At 71.0% G+C, this 15,782-nt stretch carries 16 protein-coding genes; 6 read left to right on the top strand and 10 right to left on the bottom strand.

What is annotated here, in order from left to right:
- Window positions 1-56: 56 nt before the first annotated feature.
- The 3 genes from ACQPZK_RS15450 to ACQPZK_RS15440 form a co-directional block, all read right to left on the bottom strand.
- The gene (locus tag ACQPZK_RS15450; protein WP_433538953.1) at window positions 57-1,448 is read right to left on the bottom strand and encodes an MFS transporter; all 1,392 of its coding nucleotides are present in this window, start codon (window positions 1,446-1,448) and stop codon (window positions 57-59) included.
- Window positions 1,449-1,469: 21 nt separating this feature from the next.
- Entirely contained in the window at window positions 1,470-2,237 is a 768-nt protein-coding gene (locus tag ACQPZK_RS15445; protein ID WP_433538952.1) for a glycerophosphodiester phosphodiesterase, read from the bottom strand.
- 455 nt (window positions 2,238-2,692) lie between these two features.
- Window positions 2,693-3,466 (bottom strand): lysophospholipid acyltransferase family protein, encoded by a 774-nt coding sequence (locus ACQPZK_RS15440; RefSeq protein WP_433538951.1) that lies wholly within the window; start codon window positions 3,464-3,466, stop codon window positions 2,693-2,695.
- 173 nt (window positions 3,467-3,639) lie between these two features.
- Here ACQPZK_RS15440 and ACQPZK_RS15435 point away from each other — a divergent pair, with 173 nt between their 5' ends.
- From ACQPZK_RS15435 to ACQPZK_RS15425, 3 genes are all read left to right on the top strand, one after another.
- A complete protein-coding gene (locus ACQPZK_RS15435; protein WP_433538950.1) occupies window positions 3,640-5,052 on the top strand; it encodes a cytochrome ubiquinol oxidase subunit I in 1,413 nt (470 codons plus the stop codon).
- A gap of 14 nt (window positions 5,053-5,066) precedes the next feature.
- Window positions 5,067-6,065, top strand: coding sequence for a cytochrome d ubiquinol oxidase subunit II (gene cydB / locus ACQPZK_RS15430; RefSeq protein ID WP_433538949.1), 999 nt, complete (start codon window positions 5,067-5,069; stop codon window positions 6,063-6,065).
- A 72-nt stretch (window positions 6,066-6,137) separates the two neighbouring features.
- A complete protein-coding gene (locus ACQPZK_RS15425) occupies window positions 6,138-7,316 on the top strand; it encodes a GNAT family N-acetyltransferase (RefSeq protein WP_433538948.1) in 1,179 nt (392 codons plus the stop codon).
- On the opposite strand, the gene ACQPZK_RS15420 is transcribed toward ACQPZK_RS15425, so the two are convergent.
- Entirely contained in the window at window positions 7,307-7,747 is a 441-nt protein-coding gene (locus ACQPZK_RS15420) for a MarR family winged helix-turn-helix transcriptional regulator (protein WP_433538947.1), read from the bottom strand. The genes ACQPZK_RS15425 and ACQPZK_RS15420 overlap by 10 nt on opposite strands.
- A 96-nt stretch (window positions 7,748-7,843) precedes the next feature.
- Here ACQPZK_RS15420 and ACQPZK_RS15415 point away from each other — a divergent pair, with 96 nt between their 5' ends.
- A complete protein-coding gene (locus ACQPZK_RS15415) occupies window positions 7,844-8,296 on the top strand; it encodes a MarR family winged helix-turn-helix transcriptional regulator (protein WP_433538946.1) in 453 nt (150 codons plus the stop codon).
- A 65-nt stretch (window positions 8,297-8,361) separates the two neighbouring features.
- Here the strand turns inward: ACQPZK_RS15415 and ACQPZK_RS15410 are convergent, their stop codons facing one another.
- Both ACQPZK_RS15410 and ACQPZK_RS15405 read right to left on the bottom strand, forming a co-directional pair.
- Complete coding sequence (locus tag ACQPZK_RS15410) at window positions 8,362-9,045, bottom strand: hypothetical protein (RefSeq protein ID WP_433538945.1); 684 nt, start codon at window positions 9,043-9,045, stop codon at window positions 8,362-8,364.
- Between the two features lie 228 nt (window positions 9,046-9,273).
- Window positions 9,274-9,735 carry a peroxiredoxin gene (locus ACQPZK_RS15405; RefSeq protein WP_433538944.1) on the bottom strand — a complete coding sequence of 154 codons (462 nt, stop codon included), beginning with the start codon at window positions 9,733-9,735 and terminating at the stop codon, window positions 9,274-9,276.
- Between the two features lie 160 nt (window positions 9,736-9,895).
- Between ACQPZK_RS15405 and ACQPZK_RS15400 the strand changes: the two genes are divergently transcribed.
- The gene (locus ACQPZK_RS15400; RefSeq protein ID WP_433538943.1) at window positions 9,896-10,624 is read left to right on the top strand and encodes an SDR family oxidoreductase; all 729 of its coding nucleotides are present in this window, start codon (window positions 9,896-9,898) and stop codon (window positions 10,622-10,624) included.
- A 37-nt stretch (window positions 10,625-10,661) separates the two neighbouring features.
- On the opposite strand, the gene ACQPZK_RS15395 is transcribed toward ACQPZK_RS15400, so the two are convergent.
- From ACQPZK_RS15395 to zwf, 3 genes are all read right to left on the bottom strand, one after another.
- Window positions 10,662-10,787 (bottom strand): MFS transporter small subunit, encoded by a 126-nt coding sequence (locus tag ACQPZK_RS15395; protein ID WP_357118713.1) that lies wholly within the window; start codon window positions 10,785-10,787, stop codon window positions 10,662-10,664.
- Window positions 10,784-12,196 (bottom strand): OFA family MFS transporter, encoded by a 1,413-nt coding sequence (locus ACQPZK_RS15390; protein WP_433538942.1) that lies wholly within the window; start codon window positions 12,194-12,196, stop codon window positions 10,784-10,786. Before ACQPZK_RS15390 ends, ACQPZK_RS15395 begins: the two co-directional genes overlap by 4 nt.
- 128 nt (window positions 12,197-12,324) lie before the next feature.
- Entirely contained in the window at window positions 12,325-13,668 is a 1,344-nt protein-coding gene (zwf, locus tag ACQPZK_RS15385; RefSeq protein WP_433538941.1) for a glucose-6-phosphate dehydrogenase, read from the bottom strand.
- A 315-nt stretch (window positions 13,669-13,983) separates the two neighbouring features.
- Between zwf and ACQPZK_RS15380 the strand changes: the two genes are divergently transcribed.
- The gene (locus ACQPZK_RS15380) at window positions 13,984-14,571 is read left to right on the top strand and encodes a DinB family protein (protein ID WP_433538940.1); all 588 of its coding nucleotides are present in this window, start codon (window positions 13,984-13,986) and stop codon (window positions 14,569-14,571) included.
- 109 nt (window positions 14,572-14,680) lie between these two features.
- On the opposite strand, the gene ACQPZK_RS15375 is transcribed toward ACQPZK_RS15380, so the two are convergent.
- On the bottom strand, window positions 14,681-15,667 hold the full coding sequence (locus tag ACQPZK_RS15375) for an aldo/keto reductase (RefSeq protein WP_433538939.1): 987 nt from the start codon (window positions 15,665-15,667) through the stop codon (window positions 14,681-14,683).
- Window positions 15,668-15,782: the final 115 nt, after the last annotated feature.

Below are 15,782 nucleotides of genomic sequence, written 5' to 3'. Positions count from 1 at the left end.
GGTCGGGCAGCCTAGCCGATCGGCCGACCTGGATCTGTCAGGTGCGTCGCACGTGCTCAGAGCACCCGTGGTGGGGTGTTGCCGGCCGCGATGATGGCCCGGCGCATCGGCACCGCCAGCAGCAGCAGGAAACCGACCACGAAGAAGCCCACCAGTGAGATCAGGCCCACCCGGTAGGAGGCGGTGAGTTGGAACACGATGCCGAACGCGAGCGGACCGAGCCAGCTCGTACCCCGGTCGCTGATCTCGTAGAAGCCGTAGTACTCGCCCTCCTTGCCGGCCGGGATGAGCTGGCTGAACAGGGAACGGCTCAACGCCTGGCTGCCGCCCAGGACCAGGCCGATGCAGGCGCCGAGCGCCATGAACGGCACCGGCGCCTCGGCGGGCAGCCAGAACACGCCCAGGATCACGGCGGTCCAGAGCACCAGACTGATCAGCACCGTCTTCTGCGCGCCGATGCGCCGGGCCAGCGCGCCGAGGAGCAACGCGCCTCCGAAGGCGAGGAACTGCACCAGCAGGATCGTGACGATCAGGGTGCTCTGCCCCAGCCGCAGCTCCTCGGTGCCGTACTGGCTGGCCATCGTGATGACGGTCTGGATGCCGTCGTTGAAGACGAGGAACGCGAGCAGGAAGAACAACGTCAGCGGGTACGCCCGGATCCCGCGCAGGGTGTGACCGAGCTGCCGGAACCCGTCGGTGAGCACGTTGCCCCGCGCGGCCAGGGCCGCCGTGACGGGACGGTCGCGCAGCCAGCGCAGCGGCACCAGCGTGAACGCCCCCCACCACACGCCGGCCGAGACGATCGACCAGCGTGCCAGGTCCAGGGTGCGCTGCGGGTTGTCGTCCTCGCTGAGCAGGGAGACGGTGGCCAGGTTCACCGCCAGCAGCAGGCCACCGCCGAGGTAACCCAGCGCCCAGCCACGGCTGGAGATGCCGTCCCGCTCGTCCGGGCCGCCGAGCTGCGGCAGGAACGAGTTGTAGACCACGATCGCGGCGCCGAAGGAGATGTTGGCGACCAGGAACAACGCGCCGCCGAGCAGGTACCGGTCGCCGGTGACGAAGGCCATCGCGACGGTCGCGCCGGCGCCGGTGAACGCGGCCCCGCCGAGCAGGCGCTTCTTGTGCGCCGACCGGTCCGCGATCGCCCCCATGACGGGCAGCACGAACACGGTCAGGAACACCGACAACGAGATCAGGTACGGGTAGTACGACCCGGCCGCGACGCGGATGCCCAGCGGGTGCACGTACCCGTCGCAGGTGTCCGCGCCCAGCTCGCAGCCGGCGGCCGTCTCGGCGACAGTGGTCAGGAACGGGCCGAGGAACACGGTGATCACCGTGGACTGGAAGGCGGAGTTCGCCCAGTCGTAGAGGTACCAGCCTCGGCGCTCGCGGGGGGTGCTCGCCGGAGGTGGGGTGTCGGTCACCGTGGGGGTCACGGTCTCGGCCATCGGGGGTTCCTTCGGTGCTGTTCAGGCGGTCCAGTGGCCGCGGCTGCGGTAGACGTCGCGCAGCACGCCGACGTGATCGGTCATGATGCCATCCACGCCACGATCCAGTAAGTCGTGCATCTGGTCCGGTTCGTCGATCGTCCAGACGTGCACTTGAAGGCCGAGCCGGTGGCAGTAGTCGACGAACCGGCGGTCCACCACCGGCACCCGCCCGTAGCGGGGCGGCACCTGCGCGGCGACCACCGACGGGGGCAGCCGCAACGGCCGGCCGTGCAGGGAGGCCAGCCGCAGCCGGGCAACCGCCCGCATGCCGAGGCTGGTGGCGACCCGCCCCTCGGTGAGCGCCCGTAGCCGGGCCAGTCGGGCGTCGCTGAACGAGGCGAGCAGCACCCGGTCGGCCGCGCCGACCCGGGTCAGGGTGGCGACCGTCGGCGCCACGCCGCCGTCGGCCTTCACGTCAATGTTGAAGCGGACCTGCGGCCACGCGTCCAGCACCTCGTCGAGCCGGGGTACGACGGCGGCGCCGCCGACGCGTACCGAGGCGAGGTCGGCCCAGCTCAGGTCGGCGATGCGCCCCGCCTCACCGGTGACCCGCGCGAGCGTCGGGTCGTGGAAGATCACCGGAACGCCGTCGGCGGTGGCGTGCACGTCGGTCTCCACGTACCGGTAACCGAGCCCGATGGCCCGGGCGAACGCCGCGGTGGTGTTCTCGTCGCCGTCGGCGGCCCCGCCGCGGTGGGCGAACGCCAGCGGCGCGGGCGCGTCGAGGTAGGCGGATCGGTTGAGCACGCGACGCAGTATGCACGCGACCGGTGGAGCGCAGGTGGCCCGCCGGCGACATTCGTCCGCCCGGACCCTGGCGCTCCCGTCACCCCCGTGGGACGGGAGCGCCAGAGGGCTCACGGAGGCGCCGGCTGGACGGCCCCTGCGCCCCCTCGCGCCTCGATTCCCGACGAGTCCAGCGTCGCCCCACCCGGACCGCCCCTCCTCCCCACACCGAGCCAACCGCCTCCCCTGTCCGGGGGACCCTCACCCCACGGTCACGCCGCCCCACGGTCACGCCGCCCCCCACGGTCACGCCGCCCCACGATCGCGCCGATCTTGCACTTTGTGTCGTCGTTATAGGCGGCTCGGTCCGTTATGTCGCCACAGAAAGTGCAAGATCGCGGGGGCGCGGGGGCGCGGGGGCGCGGGGCGCGGGGCGCCGGGGCGGGGCGCGAGGGGGGCGGGCGCGGGGGCGGGGTTCAGGGGGTGGGGCGGTGGTGGATTCGGGAGGTGTCGGTGGGGCGGCCGGGGTCGATGTGGCGGGGGTCGTCGGGTTCGTCGGGGCGTAGTGGGGCGAGGGTGTCGGTGAGCGCGTCGACGATCCGGTCGGTGGCTCGGCGGGCCGCTCCGGGGTGGGCGGCGCTCGATTCGCCGAGGTCGACAGGTACGCCGAAGTGCACCCGGATCACCGGTCGGCGCCAGAGGGCGCGGGCGATGCCGCGCAGCATCCCCTTCGGCGCCTCGTAGGGCAGCACCTCGTGCGCGCCCCACTGGGCGACCGGGACGACGGGAGCGCCGCAGGCCAGCGCGAGCCGGGCGACGCCGGTCTTGCCGCGCTCGGGCCACATGCCGGGGGCCAGGCCGATACGTCCCTCGGGGTAGATGAGGATCACCGAGCCCGCCGCGACGGCCTGGGCCGCGTCGTCGAGGGCCTGGTGGACGGCGCTGGTGCCCCGGTCGACGCGGATGTGCCCGACGTGGCGCATGGCGGCGCCGAGCACGGGTGCGCGGAACAGTCCGGCGGTCGCCATGATCCGTGGGGCGATGCCCCGCTGCTGGCAGGCGGCGATCATGACCAGGGGGTCGAACGGGCTGATGTGGTTGGCGGCCAGCACGAGTGGCCCCCGGCGCAGGTGCGCGGGGACGTCGCCGGTGACCTCGAGGCGGGCGAGCAGGCCGACCAGGGCGCGGGCCACGACGAGGGCGGCCCGCCAGAGCAGTGGTGGCTGCCAGGGGGAGTGCGCGGTGTTCATCAGCGCGCCATCGTCGCATGCGGCGACGGCCCCGCGAGGGCGGGTCGGCCGGATGCCCGGGGTGATCAGAGTCATTGGTCCCGGGCCGGTTCGGGCCGCCCGCCCCTACTCCTTTGTCTACGACGGGCAGTAGTATTTACTACGTCTCGTAGTACGCATAGTTGGGGGTTCAGGTGGACGCGTTGGACGTCGCCCGGTGGCAGTTCGGTGTCACGACCGTCTACCACTTCCTGTTCGTGCCGCTGACCATCGGCCTGTCCGTGCTGGTGGCGATCCTGCAGACGATGTGGCACCGCACCGGCAACGAGCGCTACCTCAAGCTCACCAAGTTCTACGGCAAGCTGTTCCTGATCAACTTCGCGATGGGCGTGGTCACGGGCATCGTGCAGGAGTTCCAGTTCGGCATGAACTGGAGCGACTACTCCCGCTTCGTCGGCGACATCTTCGGCGCGCCCCTGGCGATCGAGGCGCTCGTGGCGTTCTTCCTCGAATCCACGTTCATCGGCCTGTGGATCTTCGGCTGGGACCGGCTGCCCAAGCGCGCGCACCTGGCCAGCATCTGGGCCGCCGCCATCGGCACGAACCTGTCCGCGTACTTCATCCTCGCCGCGAACTCGTTCATGCAGAACCCCGTCGGCTACCGCATCAACCCCGACAGCGGACGCGCCGAGCTGACCGACTTCCCGGCCGTGCTGACCAACAAGGTCGCCCTGATCACCTTCCCGCACACCCTGGCCGGCTCGTTCCTGGTCGCCGGGTCGCTGATCGTGGCGGTCGGCCTGTGGCACGTGATCCGCAACCGCGACTCCGCCGACACCGGCGCGTACCGCTTCGCCACGAAGTTCGGCTCCTGGGTGGTCCTGGTCGCCTCCGCGGCCGTGCTCTTCACCGGTGACATCCAGGGCAAGATCATGACCGAGGTGCAGCCCATGAAGATGGCCGCCGCCGAGGGTCTCTACACCACCGAGAGCCCCGCCTCGTTCTCCGTCCTCACCATCGGCAGCCTCGACGGCAGCCGCGAGGTGTTCGCCCTGAAGATCCCGTACCTGCTGTCGTACCTGGGCACCGGCGACCCGAACGGCACCGTGCACGGCATCAACGACCTCCAGGCCCAGTACGCCACCCAGTACGGCGCGGGCAGCTACACCCCGATCATCCCGGTCACCTACTGGAGCTTCCGCTTCATGGTCGGCTTCGGGTTGGCGGCCGGGGCCATCGCCCTGCTGGTGCTGTGGAGCCAGCGCAAGGGCCGTACCCCGCGCAGCAGGTGGCTGCTGCGCGCCGGGCTGGCCATGCCGGTGCTGCCGCTGCTGGCGAACTCCTTCGGCTGGATATTCACCGAGATGGGCCGTCAGCCGTGGATCGTCTTCGGCGAGATGCTCACCCGCAACGGCGTGTCCCGCAGCGTCTCGCTGACCGAGGTCCTGACCTCGTTCACCGCGTTCACCCTGATCTACGCCGCCCTCGCCGTGATCGAGGTCAAGCTGCTGCTGCGCTACGCCAGGGCCGGAGTGCCCGACGTCAGCGAACAGCCCCCCGCCGACGACACCGACGACGCCGAGCGCCCGCTCGCCTTCGCCTACTGAACCCGGAGCCCATCGTGGACCTGACCACCATCTGGTTTCTCCTCGTCGCCGTGCTGTTCACCGGCTACTTCATCCTGGAGGGCTTCGACTTCGGCGTCGGCATGCTGCTGCCCGTGCTCGGCCGTGACGACCGGGAACGCCGCGTCCTGATCAACACCATCGGCCCGGTCTGGGACGGCAACGAGGTGTGGCTGATCACCGCCGGCGGGGCGATGTTCGCCGCGTTCCCCGAGTGGTACGCCACCCTGTTCTCCGGCTTTTACCTGCCGCTGCTGCTCATCCTGCTGGCCCTGATCGCGCGCGGCGTCGCCTTCGAGTACCGGCACAAGCGCCCCGAGGCGTCCTGGAAGCGCCGGTGGGACGCCGCCATCGTCATCGGCTCGCTGCTGCCGGCGATCCTGTGGGGCGTCGCCTTCGCCAACATCCTGCGCGGCGTACCCCTGGACGCCGACCATGAGTACGTCGGCGGCCTCGTCGACCTGCTCAACCCGTACGCCCTGCTCGGTGGCGCGACCACGCTCGCGCTGTTCCTCACCCACGGCGCGGTGTTCCTGGCCCTGAAGACCACCGGCGACATCCGCGAGCGCGCGGGCGCCCTCGCGGTGCGCCTGGGCGTCGGCGCCGCCGTGCTCGCGGTCGGTTTCCTGGCTTGGACGTTGAGCATCCGCTCCAGTGCGGCCGCCGTCGTGCTCGCCGTCGGCGCGGCCCTCGCGCTGCTCGGCGCCCTCGCCGCCGCCCGGGTACGCCGGGAGGGCTGGGCGTTCGCGGGTACGGCCCTGGCGATCGGCCTGGCCGTGGCGACCCTGTTCGCGGCGCTGTTCCCGAACGTGCTGCCGTCCACCCTCGACGCGGCGGGCACGCTCACGGCCACCAACGCGGCCTCCACCCCGTACACCCTGAAGATCATGACCTGGGTGGCGGTGATCTTCACACCGGTGGTGCTGGCCTACCAGGCGTGGACGTACTGGGTGTTCCGCAAGCGCATCGGCGTAGCCAACATCCCCCAACACTGACCCCCGGGACCGGCCCCGAGGGCGGGGGTTTATCGGCTCGTCGGTGTCGGGCCGTGTCGCTACGGTGTGCCGATGCGCGTTAACGAACTCACCGTCGACGACCTGGACGACGCCTGGGAGCTGGGCCGGTTGGCCTTCGGATCCGGCCAGGAGCGGGCCCCCAGCACGAGCGTCGACGTGCCCGGCATGACCCGCTACGGCGCGTTCGACGACGCCGGCCGGCTCGTCGGCAAGGCGGTCGACCTGCACCACGACCAGTGGTGGTCCGGTCGGGCTGTGCCGGCCGCCGACGTCGCCGGGGTGGCGGTCGCCCCCGAGGCCCGGGGCCGGGGCGTGGCCCGAGCCCTGCTCACCGCCCTGCTGGCCGGGGCGCGGGACCGTGGGGCGGCGATCAGCGCGCTGTACCCGACCATCGCCGCCCCCTACCGCGCCTGCGGCTGGGAGACCGGCGGCGTGCTGCGCACCGTCAACCTCGCCACCGCCACGCTGCCCCGGCACCGGCCCGCGTCGCACCTGACCGTCCGCGCCGGCACGCCCGCCGACCTGGACGCCGTCGCCGACCTGTACGAGCGGGTCGCCCGCCACCGCAACGGCATGTTGACGCGCCGGGGCAAGCTGTTCGACTTCTTCGCCGCCGACGCGAAGCTGCCCGGTGACGGGCTCACCCTCGTCGAGGACGACGGCACCCTCGTCGGCTACGCCACCTGGCAACGCGGCCGCGGGTACGGCGCGGACTCGGTGCTGACCGTCGACGAGGCCCTGGCCACCACGGCCGAAGCGGCCCGGGAACTCGTCGGGGTGCTCGGGAGCTGGGCCAGCGTCGCGCCGACCCTGCGGTGGTGCCCGCTCGACGGTGACGCCGTCAGCGTCCACCTGCCGTTGGAGGCCGCCCGCGACCACGAACGCGACCTGTGGATGCACCGACCGGTCGACGTCGTACGGGCGGTGGCCGACCGCGGCTGGCCCGTCCACGCCCAGGGTGTGGTCGACTTCCACCTCACCGACCCGCTGGCCGAGTGGAACACCGGCACCTGGCGGCTGGCCGTCGCCGACGGCGACGCCGAGCTGGTTCGGATCGGCGGCGAGGCGGACCTGCGGTTGGACGTCCGCGGCTTCGCGCTGCTGTATACCGGCGCGGCGCGCGCCCGCTCGGTGGCGCAGGCCGGTCTGCTGCACACCGCCGGCGTCGAGCCGGACGCCCTGGACCTGCTGGGCGTCGGCGGCCCGGCACAGTTGCTCGACTACTTCTGAGCGGCCTCACCCGCCAGCTCGTCGTTGGCCCGCTCGGTGACGAGCGTGAGGACGCGGCCGGCGACGTCGGCCTCGGCGGGCGGGATGTCCCCGTACAGCCGAGCGGTGATACCCGCGACGGCCTCGGCGACGCGGGCCTGCGTGGCGTGGCCGGCGTCGGTGAGCGACACCTGCGCCTCGGTGGTGTCGTCGAGCTGTGCCAGGCCGGCGTCGACGAGGTGGTCGATCACCTCGTGCACGGCCGACTCGTCGACCTTGCGGGCGTTTGCGAGGCGCCGCACGAGAGGGGTACGGGCGACGGGGCCGGCGGTGAGGGCGTTGAGGGCGAGGACCTGGCCGAAGTCGACGCCCAGGGGCGCGACGGCGCGGTCGAGCAGGGCCCGGGTGGCGAAGTGGGCCTGACCGATGACCTGTCCGTTGAGTGTGGACACGTTGCCTCCTTCGAAAACGTTGGCTGAACCAACGTTGGTAGAGCCAACGTAACACGGTTTGTGGGTCACGCCAACGATTACTGTTAGGCTCCCGCCATGGACGCCACCGCCCCGCAGTCACCCGCCGGGCTGCGTACCACCCCGAGCTGGCTGCTCAACCAGGCCGCCACCCACGCCGGCCGGCTCGCCAGCGCGGGCTTCGCCGCACACGACCTGCGCGGCTACCACTTCCGGCTGCTCGCCTCGCTGGCCGAGGACGGCCCCGCGAGCCAGGCCGACCTGGGCCGCCGCTGCGGCATCGACCGCAGCGACGTCGTGGCCGCCATCAACGACCTGGCCGGCCGGGAACTCGTGGTACGCGCCCCCGACCCGGCCGACCGCCGCCGCAACATCATCAGCCTCACCGACGCCGGCGCCGACGAAGCCCACCGGATGGCCGACACCGTCGCCCGCGTGCAGGACGACCTGCTCGCGCCCCTGTCGAGCAGCGAACGCGAGCAGCTGACCCGCCTGCTCACCCGACTGCTCGACCACCACAGCGGCTCCTGAACCGGCACCACCACGGCGGGCCCACCCCACCGGGGCAGACCCGCCGCGAGCAGGAAAACGAACGCTCAGCTCGCCTCGCGCAGCTCCGCGAGCCGGGCCTCGATCTCGGCCAGCTCCGCCCGCAGCTTCTCCGCCTGCTGCTCCGCCTCGGCCCGCTCGGCGCCCAGGATCTGCTCCACCGCCTCCTGCACACCCGGCACGTCCACCAGCGCCACCATCTTCAACGCCTCGGCCGGCTTCACCACGTACGGCTTGGCCAGGGCCTTGCTGCCCTGCTGCGCGGCGACCGTCCACTCGCCGTCCGCGTACGCCAGGGTCACCGTGAGGCCCGCGGGGCTCTTGGGCTTCGCGGCCTTGACCGCCCGCCGCGCCGGCGGTTTCTCGGCCTGCTCCACCTTCGGCTCCTCCTGTCGCTGCGCGGGCACCCGCGGCGTGTCCAACACGAACTCCGGCGCGGCCACCGCGGGCGCCTCCGGCTCCGGCTCCGGTTTCGGCTCGGCCACCCGCCGGCCGGCGCCCTTGGGCGCGATCGCCAGATCGGCGGGGGAGAACGGCAATTCGTCACGGCCGAACCGCACCACGACGAACTCGTCGGACACGTCCGGATCGGTCAGCTCGACCACCTGGCCGACCTGACCGGCGATCTGCCCCGCCGAGGCGGTGAACACCACCCTCGGCTTACGGCCGGCCGCCAACGCCTCCCGGATGCTGCGCACCTCGTCAGTGGACAAACCCTGGCCGGCATCCATCACAACCCTCTTCCGTACACCTGTTTGATTGCTGTCTTGATACCAGTCGACTGCGACACCCGCCGCACGGGGCTCAGGGCGTGTGTGAAAGCCCCTGGCCGGCCTGCGGCGGGCCCAGCCAACGGCCGGCGGCGTTGGAGTTGGGTTCGGATACAACACCGGTATCCGAACCCAACTCCGCCTTGCCGGACCGCCGCCTGGGCTCGACCGAGGACTTTCACACACGCCCTAACCGCCGAGGGCCCGCAACGCCCGATCCGCGTGGTCGTTCATGCTGACCTCGCTGTGGATCACCTCGATGACCCGGCGGTCCGTGCCGATCACGAACGTCATCCGCTTCGTGCTCAGCGCCGCCAACGGCACCCGCCGCCGCACCCCGAACGCCTGCGCGACCGTGCCGTCCACATCCGACAGCAGCGGATAGTCGAAGCCGTGCATCGTCGAGAACTCCGCCTGCTTGGCCACCTCGTCGCGGCTGATGCCCACCCGCGACGCGCCCACCGCCGTGAACTCCGCCGCCAGGTCCCGGAAGTGGCAGCTCTCCGCCGTGCACCCCCGCGTCATCGCCCCGGGGTAGAAGAACAGCACCACCGGCCCCGACGCCAGGAACTCCGACAACCGCCGCGGGGTACCCGTCTCATCCGGCAGCTCGAAATCGTCCACGACGTCGCCGACACCCACACCCGCCACCGCGCACCTCCGTTGTCCGATCGACCGCGCGGGAAGCGTAAGCGATCACACCCGCAGCGCCTCGTGCGCCACCAGCGCCGCCTGTGACCCTCCTTACGACGACCGATCCGCGCCGGTCACGGTAGCGTCGGCGCAACCCACCCACACCCGTGGAGCCGCCATGACACCCGTCACCGTCATCACCGGCGGAGGCCGCGGCATCGGCGCGGCCACCGCCCGCCGCCTCGCCGCGGCCGGCCACCACATCGCCCTGTGCTACCGCCGCGACGACGACGCCGCCGCGGCCGTCCTGGCCGACCTGCACGCCACCGGCGTCCAGGCCATCGCCGTACGCGCCGACACCACCGACCCCGACCAGGTCACCGCCCTGTTCGACGCCGCCGCGCAGCTCGGCCCCCTCACCGGCCTGGTCAACAACGCCGGCGTCACCAGCCTCATCGGCCCGTTCACCGACCTGCGCGTCGACGACCTGCGCCGCGTCGTCGACGTCAACCTCATCGGGTACGTCCTCTGCGCCCAGCAGGCCGCCCGCCGCCTCACCGACGGCGGCGCCATCGTCAACGTCTCCTCGGCCGCCGCGACCCTCGGCAGCCCGGGGGAGTACGTGCACTACGCCGCCGTGAAGGCCGCCACCGACACCCTCACCGTGGGCCTGTCCAAGGAACTCGCCCCGCGCGGCATCCGCGTCAACGGCGTCGCCCCCGGCCTCGTACGCACCGACATCCACGCCGACTCCGGCGTACCCGACCGCGCCGTCAGCGCCGCCGGTCGTATCCCGATGGGCCGCGCCGGCGAACCCGACGAGATCGCCGCCGCCATCGCCTGGCTCCTCAGCCCGGACGCCTCCTACGCCACCGGCACCGTGCTGCGGGTCTCCGGCGGCCTGTGAGCCGAGGCGCGCAGACACGCGCCCCGGCTCACCGCTCTCAGTGCGTGAACAGCTTCGCCGCCGTGATCACCGTCTGCACGACCCCGTAGCCGAGCAGCACCGCCACCACCAGCCAGGAAATCCACAACCGGGCCTGCTGCCCGCTCCGACCGTCGTCGCTCATCGCGTACCGCTCCTCTCGACCGCCGTGTCGTCGTCCGCGCTCTCGTCCCGCGCCGGCTCGTGATAGCGCTGCGGCACCGGCCGCACCAGCAGGTTCGCCACGAAACCGACCGCCAGGACACCCACCATCGTGAACAGCGCCGGCCGGTACGCCGCCGCCGTCAACGTGCCCGGCTTGCCCTGCGCGTCGAGGAACCCGTTCACGATCAACGGCCCCGCGACACCCGCCGCCGACCAGGCCGTCAACAGCCGGCCGTGGATCGCCCCCACCTGATACGTGCCGAACAGGTCCCGCAGGTACGCCGGCACGGTCGCGAACCCACCGCCGTAGAACGACAGGATCACGCACGCGAACAGCACGAACAACGCCGTCGCCGTGTGCCCGAACAGGGCCAGCAGCGCGTACATCACCATGCCCACACCGAGATACACCAGGTAGATCGGCTTACGGCCGATGACGTCCGACGTCGACGACCACACGAACCGGCCCGCCATGTTGAACAGCGACAGCAGACCCACGAACCCGCCGGCCGCCGCCACCGACACCGCCGACGTCCCGTTGTCCCGGAAGAAGTCCTGGATCATCGGGCTGGCCTGCTCCAGGATGCCGATCCCGGCCGTCACGTTGCAGAACAACACCACCCACAACAGCCAGAACGAGCGGGTCTTCACCGCGTTCGCCGCCGACACGTTCGCCGTCGTGACCAGCGGCTTCGCCGCCACCGACCCCGGGTCGAAGCCCGCCGGCCGCCAACCCTCGGCCGGCACCCGCACGTTCGCCACCCCGAACATCATGATCACGAAGTAGCCCAGGCCCAGCGTCACGAACAACCACACCAGCGCGCTGCCCGACGCCGTCGAACCCGCGTTCGACGGGTCGTAACCGGGGTCGTAGAACGACAGCAACTGCCGCGACAGGGGAGAGGCCACCATCGCCCCACCACCGAACCCCATGATCGCCAAACCGGTTGCCAGACCCGGCCGGTCCGGGAACCACTTGATCAGCGTGGACACGGGGGAGATGTACCCGATACCCAGGCCGATGCCGCCCAGCAGGCCGTACCCCAGGTACAGCAGCCACAACTGCTTCGTGGCGATGCCCAGCGACCCCACCAGGAAACCTGTCGCCCAGAAGCAGGCCGACACGAACATCGCCTTACGCGGCCCGTTCGCCTCCACCCACGTTCCGGCCACCGCGGCGGACAACCCCAGCATCACGATCGCGATGCTGAAGATCACCCCGATCGCGGTCTGACCCGTGTCGAAGTGGGCGATCAACGAATTCTTGTAGACGCTCGTGGCGTAGACCTGACCGATACAGAGGTGGATGGCCAACGCCGCCGGGGGAATCAGCCACCGGCTGTAGCCGGGTGGCGCGACGGTGTGCCGACGATCGAGTGCGGACAGCATGCGCTGCTTCCTCTCGGAGGCGGACGGAACGTGGCAACAACGTGCCCACCCCGCACCCGAGGAGCAAACCTCACCGTCGCCGGACGGTCCCTCCCGTGAGCTGAGCGGTCACTCAGCCCACGCCGCGCCTACCCCAGGTCCGGCGCGTGCCAGCCGCCCGCCAACGCATCCGCGTCCGCCGGACCCCAACTACCCCTGTCGTACGACCGCACCGGCGCCGCCAGATCCAGGATCGGCTCCACGATCCGCCACTCCTGCCGAATCGTCTCCGCACGCGCGAACCGCAGATGCTGCCCGTCCATCGCGTCGTCGAGCAACCGCTCGTACGCCTCCTGACGCCGACCCAACGCCGCGCCGAAGTCCACCGACAGATCCACCGGTCGACTCGTCACCTCCGCGCCCGGACTCTTCGCCTGGATCGACATCGTGATGCCGTCCCCACGACCCAACCGGAACCGCAACAGGTTCGCCGGCGGCACCGCCCCACCCTCGGCAGGGATCAACGACCGCTGCGGCCGCTTGAACTCGATTACCACCTCCGTCGCCGTCCCCGGCAACGACTTACCCGTGCGCAGATAGAACGGCACACCCGCCCACCGGGGCGAATCCACCGTCAACCGCGTCGCCACGAACGTCTCCGTGTTCGAATCCGGCGCGACACCCGGCTCGTCGCGGTAACCCGCGTACTGCCCCCGCACCGTCGACTCCGGCGACAACGGCGCGATCCGCCGCAGCACCGCCGCCTCCGCCTCGCGGAACGCGTCCACGTCGTCACCCGCCGGCGCGTCCATCGCGATCAACGCCACGACCTGCAAAATGTGGTTCTGCAACACGTCCCGCGTCGCACCCACCGTGTCGTAGAAACCGGCCCGACCCTGCGTACCGAAACCCTCGGCGAGCGTCACCTGCACGTTGTCGACGTGCTCACGGTTCCACAACGGCTCGAACAGCCGGTTGGCGAACCGGAACGCGTACAAACCCTCCACCGCCTCCTTGCCGAGGTAGTGGTCGATCCGGAACACCCGACTCGCGTCGAAGGCCGCCCCCAGCGTCCGCTCCAACTCCTGCGACGACGCCAGATCACGCCCGAACGGCTTCTCCACGATCACCCGACCACGATCGGCCAACCCGACCGCCGCCAGGCCCTGCACCACCGCGCCGAACACCATGGGCGGAATCGCCAGGTAGAAGATCGGCCGCTGCGCGTCGCGCAGACGCTCCGCCAGCCGCTCGTACGTCGCCGGATCCGCGTAATCCCCGGAGATCATCGACAGATTGGCCGCCAACGCGTCGAACGTCTCGTCATCCACCTCGTCCGTGGCCTCCGCCACCGACTTACGGGCGGTCGTCACCAACTGCTGGTCATCCCAGGGGGAGCGGGCCACCCCGATCACCGGAACGTCGAGACGTCCCCGCCGCGTCAACTCGTACAGCGCCGGAAACAGCTTCTTCGAGACAAGATCGCCTGTCACGCCGAACAGCACAACCGCGTCTGAGCGCACGTGCATGACACTTCCATCCGATCATGTGGACCTGATCTTCCGAACGGACAACGGCGCATCCCACCGAAGGAATTCCCAGCGAGCGGCCCACGTGAGGTCGGCGACAGCTGGCCACAAACCCGCAGCTCGGGCCGCGAGGCGCACGACGCCCACCCGGATCGACGGCTCTCGATCATCCTACGGCTCACGAACCCCGCCGCCGCACCCCGCACGCCGATACGCCCACACCCAGGCCTGGCTCCGCCGAACCCCACAACCCGACGCCGGTACGCGACAATGACCGCCATGGCTGACCTGGGCGACATCAAGGCCGCGCTGCACTACTACCTCCGCAGGACCCGCGACGACCTCATCTGGAAACTCGACGGCATCGGCGAACGCGACGCCAGAACGCCCCGCACCGCCACCGGCAACAACATGCTGGGCGTCGTCAAACACTGCCTCAACGTCGAGGCCGCCTACTTCGGGCCCACCTTCGGCCGCGAGTTCCCCACACCGGCGGAGCTGGTCCCGCTCGAAGCGTTCGACGACGACCCCCAGGCGGACTGGTACGCGTACGAGAACGAGACCAAGGACGGCCTCGTCGACCTGTACCGCCGCGTCGGCGCCTTCGCCGACGAGACGATCGACCAACTGCCGCTCGACGCGCCAGGGCGGGTGTCCTGGTGGCAACCCGGCCGCCAGGACGTGACACTGGCCCGGGTCATCGCGCACGTGACCGGCGACCTCGCCCGCCACGCCGGCCACCTGGACATCATGCGCGAGCAGCACGACGGGGCGGTCGGGTGGCGCAAGGACGGCACCAGCATCCCCGAGTACGACTGGCCGGCGTACGTCGACAAGCTGCGCAAGCTGGCCGACCAGTTCGACTGACCAGGCCTGGGGGACAAGGGCTGCCCGAACCGCGCTGTCCGGCCGGCACGTCCCCGCGCCGGCCGGACAGCCATCCCACACCACCCGGCCGAGGCGGCACGACGAGGCACTAGTTACCGACGCCGAGGCCCGACATGAACGCCGCCGGGTAACGGTCACCCCGCGCGGCACCCTTCGGCACGGCCGCCTCAATCTCTTCCAGATCCCCGGCCGACAGCTCCACGTCCAGCGCCGGCAACGCCTCGGCCAGCCGATCCCTGGTACGCGCACCGACCAGCGCAACGATCGACGGATCCTGCGCCGCCACCCACGCGATCGCCAACTGCGCCACCGTGCACCCCTTCGCGTCGGCGACCCGGCGCAATGCCTCCACCAGCGCGAGGTTGTGCGACGCGTTCTCGGCCAAGAAGCGAGGACTGCGGTTACGCGCATCGTCCGCCCGCCCCGGCACCCAGTTCCCCGAGAGCAGACCACGGCTCAGCACCCCGTACGCGGTCAGCCCGATGCCCAGCTCCCGCAGCACGGGCAGCACCTCGGCCTCGACCGCCCGCGACAGCAACGAATACTCGATCTGAAGATCAGCGACCGGATGGACGGCGTGCGCCCGCCGGACGGTCTCCGCATCAACCTCGGAAAGCCCCACATATCGTACGTAACCGGCGTCGATCAGCTCCTTGATCGCGCCGACCGTGTCCTCGATCGGCACCGACCGGTCGAGCCGGGCCGGCCGGTAGATGTCCACGTAGTCGACGCCGAGCCGGGTCAGCGAGTAGCTCAGGAAATTCCGCACCGAAGCCGGGCGGGAATCCTGGCCGGCGAACCGCATACCCGGCCCCACCTGCTGCCCGAACTTCACACTCAGCAGATAGCTGTCCCGCTCGCGTCCGCGCAACGCCTCCGACAGCAGCAGCTCGTTGTGCCCCATCCCATAGAAGTCACCGGTGTCGACAAGCGTGACCCCCGCGTCCAACGCGGCCCGTACGGTGGCGATGCTCTCCTCACGATCGGCCGGGCCGTACGCGCCCGACATACTCATCGCCCCCAGCCCCACCGCCGAAACCGTGGGACCCGTCTTGCCCAGAGTGCGTGTCTGCATCGAAACTCTCCCTCAGCGGTCGATCTCCCCTCCACCCTGCGCCGCATCCCGGCCCTCCGGCAGCGGAGCCCTTATCGTGGGAGCGCCACTCCCTGGCTCGACGCCCGGTCCCCGA

This window comes from Micromonospora sp. CA-249363 (assembly GCF_050950185.1).
In the GTDB taxonomy this organism is placed as follows: Bacteria; Actinomycetota; Actinomycetes; order Mycobacteriales; family Micromonosporaceae; genus Micromonospora.
This window is presented reverse-complemented; position numbering and strand designations above follow the sequence as displayed.